Here is a 5,280-nt window from a genome sequence, read left to right on the forward strand (position 1 = left end):
TTGGTGGTTTGTTTTTTTTTCAAGTAGAAGGCGGCATACGAGATTGGAGTCCGTCTGGGGGGCTCGGAGTGGTGTATAAGGGACAGGCCCTGCCCCGGCATGGCGGGGTCATGCCGGGGAAGGGCGGGCGGCAGCGGAAGGGGCGCGGGGCGCGGATCATGGTCGTCGCGGGAGCGGCGGCCGTGGTCGTGGTCGCGGGCGGTGTCGTGGCCGCGGTCGCGTTCGGCGGGGAGGGCGAGCCGGCGAAGCCGAAGGTCACGCCCACCGTGTCGGCGCCGCCACCGGCGTGGACGGTCGAGGCGGGGCACCGGCTCACGTCCGGGACCGGGATGCGCTACGACGGCACCGTCACGCTGAAGGGGCAGCCCGTCCAGGCGCACGTCCGGGTGACGCCGTCGGGTGCGGCGACCGGGCGGATCACCTCGGGCACGCTGGCGGCGGACGTCGTCGCGATCGACGGCACCACCTACCTCAAGGCCGGGATCGACTTCTGGCGCGCCTTCGCGGGTGAGACCACGCATCCCGAGTACTACGCCGGCCGCTGGTCGAAGGCGCCCGCGTCGGTGCCCGGCTTCGACGTGCCGGACGTCCTGGGCCCCGAGTCGATCGCGGAGACGCTGAGCAAGACGTCCGGGAACCCGCCGACGGAGGACGTGAACGGCGCCCGGGCGTACCGGATCAAGACGTCCGCCGCCGACTACCTGATCACGGCGGACGCGCCCTACCGGCTGCTGTCGGTGCGGGGCACGGGGCAGAACGCGCCGCAGTTCACCGCCGCGCCCGTCGCCGCGCCCGCGACGCTGTTCACCGAGTTGCGCCCGCGGGTGGCCGCGCTGGGCGGCGCACCCGACCCCACCTTGGACTTCAGGCCGGGGACGCTGACGTTCAGCAACTGCGACCAGAACACCAACGGCTGCACGGTGAGCCTGCCCGCCACGCTGACCGCGCCCCAGGGATCGGTGCCGGACGGCGCGCGGGCCGCGCTGCGGGCGGCCATCTCGTCCAGGGGCGAGGCCCTCGGCTCGTGCAAGACGTCCGGCCCTGTGCAGGCCGACCGTTCGGTCGTGCTGCGCTGCACCGTGACCAGCAAGCTGTGGCGGAACTGGATGCGGAAGGCGCTCGACAACCCCGGCTCGTACCCGTACGCGGCGTCCGCCCGTGTCGTCGGCGAGGCGCTGGCCGCCGAGGACGTCCCGAAGCTGCTCGCCCAGGTCGACCGGGAGCGCAAGGCGGTGCTGAAGCCGCATCCGGCCACGCCGAATCCGGCCACCTCGGGGCCGGCGCAGACGGGCGGGCCCTCGGCCGAGCGATCGGACGGTCCCGAGGTCGCCACATCGCGGTCACCAGGGCGACCGTAATGCGGCAACGTCCAGGGGCGGTGCGGTCCCGCCTCGTCCGCGCTGTCTACACTTCGGGTCGTGAACTCCACGCCCCTGGGGAGCCGCGGCTCCTCGACGAGCCCTGCGCGGCTGGTCCGGCGACTGCACGTCGACCTGTGCCGGCAGCGCAGCAGCCTGTGTCCAGGGATGAACTAGGACGCCGCCCCAGGTCGTATCTCCCGGTGAGCGGTCGTCCCGATACCACCATCCGATCCCGGACATACCATGAAGGTAAGCCTAAGTAGCATCACGATCCCGGGTGCCTCCCCCGGGACCGGTGCTGCCCGTCGAGGAGGTCTTTCTCTGTGACCAAACAGGTCCAGCAGCTCGACCGCGTCATCATCCGCTTCGCCGGCGACTCCGGCGACGGCATGCAGCTGACCGGCGACCGCTTCACCCAGGAGACCGCGGCGTTCGGCAACGACTTGTCGACGCTGCCCAACTTCCCGGCCGAGATCCGCGCCCCGGCAGGCACGCTGCCCGGCGTGTCGAGCTTCCAGCTGCATTTCGCCGACCACGACATCCTGACCCCCGGGGACGCGCCCAACGTGCTCGTCGCGATGAACCCGGCCGCACTCAAGGCGAACCTCGCGGACCTGCCGCGCGGCGCCGACCTCATCGTCAACACCGACGAGTTCAGCAAGCGCAACCTCGCCAAGGTCGGCTACGAGGCCAGCCCGGTCGAGGACGACTCGCTCGCCGAGTACCGCGTGCACGCGCTGCCGCTGACCTCGATGACGGTGAAGGCCCTTGAGGACTTCGACATCTCCAAGAAGGACGCGGAGCGCGCGAAGAACATGTTCGCGCTCGGGCTGCTGTCCTGGCTGTACCACCGTCCCACCGAGGGGACGCTCGGCTTCCTCGAGAAGAAGTTCGCCAGCAAGCCGGAGATCATGAAGGCGAACATCGCGGCCTTCCAGGCGGGCTGGTCCTACGGCGAGACCACCGAGGCGTTCTCGGTGCAGTACGAGATCAAGCCGGCCGAGCACGAGCCCGGCCTGTACCGCAACATCACCGGGAACCTCGCGCTCGCGTACGGGCTGGTCGCCGCGGGCGTGCAGAGCGGGCTGCCGATCTTCCTCGGCTCGTACCCGATCACCCCGGCGTCCGACATCCTGCACGAGGTGTCCAAGCACAAGAAGTTCGGCGTGCGGACGTTCCAGGCCGAGGACGAGATCGCCGCGGTCGGCGCGGCGCTCGGCGCCTCGTTCGGCGGGTCGCTCGGCGTCACCACGACGTCCGGTCCGGGCATCGCGCTGAAGAGCGAGACGATCGGCCTCGGCGTCGCGACCGAGCTGCCGCTGCTGGTCATCGACGTGCAGCGGGCCGGTCCGTCCACCGGGCTGCCGACCAAGACCGAGCAGGCCGACCTGCTGCAGGTCATGTACGGCCGCAACGGCGAGGCGCCCGTCCCGGTGATCGCGCCGCAGTCCCCGTCGGACTGCTTCTACGCGGCGATCGAGGCGGCCCGGATCGCGGTCAAGTACCGCACGCCGGTGATCCTGCTGTCGGACGGCTACCTCGCGAACGGCTCCGAGCCGTGGAAGCTGCCGGACGTGGCGGCGCTGCCGGCGATCGAGCCGAACTTCGCGGAGCCGTCGCAGGAGGACTTCCAGCCGTTCAAGCGCGACCCGGAGACACTCGCGCGCCCCTGGGCGATCCCGGGCACGGCGGGGCTGGAGCACCGGATCGGCGGCCTGGAGAAGGCCGACGGGTCCGGCAACATCTCCTACGACCCGGCCAACCACGACGCCATGACGCGGCTGCGCCAGGCCAAGGTGGACGGCATCGCCAACGACGTCGAGCCGCTCGCGGTGGACGACCCGTCCGGCGAGGCACGCGTCCTCGTGCTGGGCTGGGGCGGGACGTACGGGGCGATCTCGGCGGGCGTCCGGCGGGTCCGCGCGACCGGCCGGAACATCGCGCAGGCGCACGTGCGGCACCTCAACCCGTTCCCCGCGAATCTGCCCGAAGTGCTGCGCTCCTACGACAAGGTCATCGTCCCGGAGATCAACCTCGGCCAGCTGGCGCTGCTGCTGCGCGGCCGGTTCCTCATCGACGTGATCGGCTACAACCAGGTCCGCGGCCTGCCCTTCAAGGCGGAAGAGCTGCAGGGCGTCATCCAGGATGTGATCGACAGTGAGTGAGAACGGGTCCAACGGGAACGGCGCGGTCAACGGGAACGGGAAGTCGCTGCTCTCCCTCGTCCCGAAGACGGACGCGAAGCAGACGATGAAGGACTTCAAGACCGACCAGGAGGTGCGCTGGTGCCCCGGGTGCGGTGACTACGCGATCCTCGCGGCCGTCCAGTCCTTCCTGCCGGAGCTCGGGCTGCGCCGGGAGAACATCACGTTCATCTCGGGCATCGGCTGCTCGTCGCGGTTCCCGTACTACATGAACACCTACGGGTTCCACTCGATCCACGGCCGCGCGCCCGCGATCGCGACGGGCCTCGCCACGTCCCGCCCGGACCTGTCGGTGTGGGTGGTGACCGGGGACGGCGACTCGCTGTCGATCGGCGGCAACCACCTGATCCACGCGCTGCGCCGCAACGTCAACCTGAAGATCCTGCTGTTCAACAACCGGATCTACGGGCTGACGAAGGGGCAGTACTCGCCGACGTCCGAACTGGGCAAGATCACCAAGTCGACGCCGATGGGCTCCCTGGACGCGCCGTTCAACCCGCTGTCGCTCGCGATCGGCGCGGAGGGCACGTTCGTCGCCCGCACCATCGACTCCGACCGCAAGCACCTGCAGTCGGTGCTGCGGGCGGCGGCGCAGCACCGCGGCACCGCGCTCGTGGAGATCTACCAGAACTGCAACATCTTCAACGACAACGCGTTCGAGCCGCTGAAGGACGCCTCCGTGCGGGACGACGTCACCGTCCGGCTTGAGCACGGGGAGCCGATCGTCTTCGGGGCGGACCGCTCCAAGGCGCTGCGCCGCACGCCGTCCGGTTCGTTCGAGGTGGTCAACGTCGCGGACGTGTCCGCGGCCGAGATCGCCGTGCACGACGCCCACAACCCGGACCCGTCGCAGGCGTTCGCGCTGTCGCGGCTGGACCAGCCGGCGTTCGAGCACACCCCGATCGGCATCTTCCGGGACGTGGACCGGCCGTCCTACGACGAGCTGATGCGGGCCCAGCTCGACGAGGCCGTCGAGAAGCAGGGCGAGGGTGACCTCGCCGCGCTGCTCGGCTCCGGCGACACCTGGCGAATCGATTAATCACCTTTGCGCAGGCCCGGCCCCGGTTCGTCCGGGGCCGGGCTTTTTCGCGCGTATTGAACGCCCACGAACGGGGCACGGTTGGACATGATGACCAAGGGACGATTCGCACCGCTCTTCGGACGAGACGCGATGCGGGGCGGCGTCTCATCCTGAAAGACTGAGCGGTGATCACGAAGCCGGGGAGGTGACGATGCGGGTCATTCCGCGCCGCAGCAAGAATCGTCCGCACGACGAACCCCCCGCACCCGCCCCACCGGCGACCGACACGCCGCCCGGCGCGGCCGTCACCGCCACAACGCCGCCCGACACGATCGCCTCCCAGCCCGGCGCGGCCGACGTGCCTGGCGCAGCCGACGTGCCTGGCGCAGCCGTGCCTGGCGCAGCCCCCGCGCGGCCCGGCGACACCACTCTTTCTGGCGACACCACTCTGCCCGGTGCAGTCATGCAGGCCGACGCGTCCGGTGCGGTCGGTGCGCGATCCGGTGGAAAGGGGCGGCTGGGGAAGGACGTCCAAGCGGAGGGGGATACTCGGCCGCTTTATCGGGACCCGGCGGAGGCGCTTGGACAGGAGAGTTTGCGTGGGGAGCGGGCCGAGGCGACCACCGCGGTGTTGCCGGTCGCGGGTGGGGAGGCGGCGCGGCGGCGGGACGGTCGGCGCCGGCATCATCCTGCC

The 5,280-nt window shown here is 70.6% G+C and carries 3 protein-coding genes and 1 pseudogene; all 4 read left to right on the forward strand.

Features of this window, described 5'->3' with window-relative positions; translation table 11 throughout:
- Nucleotides 1–71 precede the first annotated feature (71 nt).
- Nucleotides 72–1,358: a hypothetical protein gene (locus HUX53_RS27205; RefSeq protein ID WP_176406066.1), complete on the forward strand. Its 1,287-nt coding sequence runs from the start codon at nt 72–74 to the stop codon at nt 1,356–1,358.
- 326 nt (nt 1,359–1,684) lie between these two features.
- Nucleotides 1,685–3,526, forward strand: coding sequence for a 2-oxoacid:acceptor oxidoreductase subunit alpha (locus tag HUX53_RS27210; protein WP_176406067.1), 1,842 nt, complete (start codon nt 1,685–1,687; stop codon nt 3,524–3,526).
- Nucleotides 3,519–4,604 (forward strand): 2-oxoacid:ferredoxin oxidoreductase subunit beta, encoded by a 1,086-nt coding sequence (locus tag HUX53_RS27215; RefSeq protein ID WP_176406068.1) that lies wholly within the window; start codon nt 3,519–3,521, stop codon nt 4,602–4,604. Before HUX53_RS27210 ends, HUX53_RS27215 begins: the two co-directional genes overlap by 8 nt.
- Nucleotides 4,605–4,797: 193 nt before the next feature.
- Nucleotides 4,798–5,280, forward strand: a pseudogene (locus HUX53_RS40215) (hypothetical protein); the annotation flags it as partial.

It is taken from the genome of Actinomadura sp. BRA 177, assembly GCF_013372625.1.
Classification (GTDB): Bacteria; Actinomycetota; Actinomycetes; order Streptosporangiales; family Streptosporangiaceae; genus Spirillospora.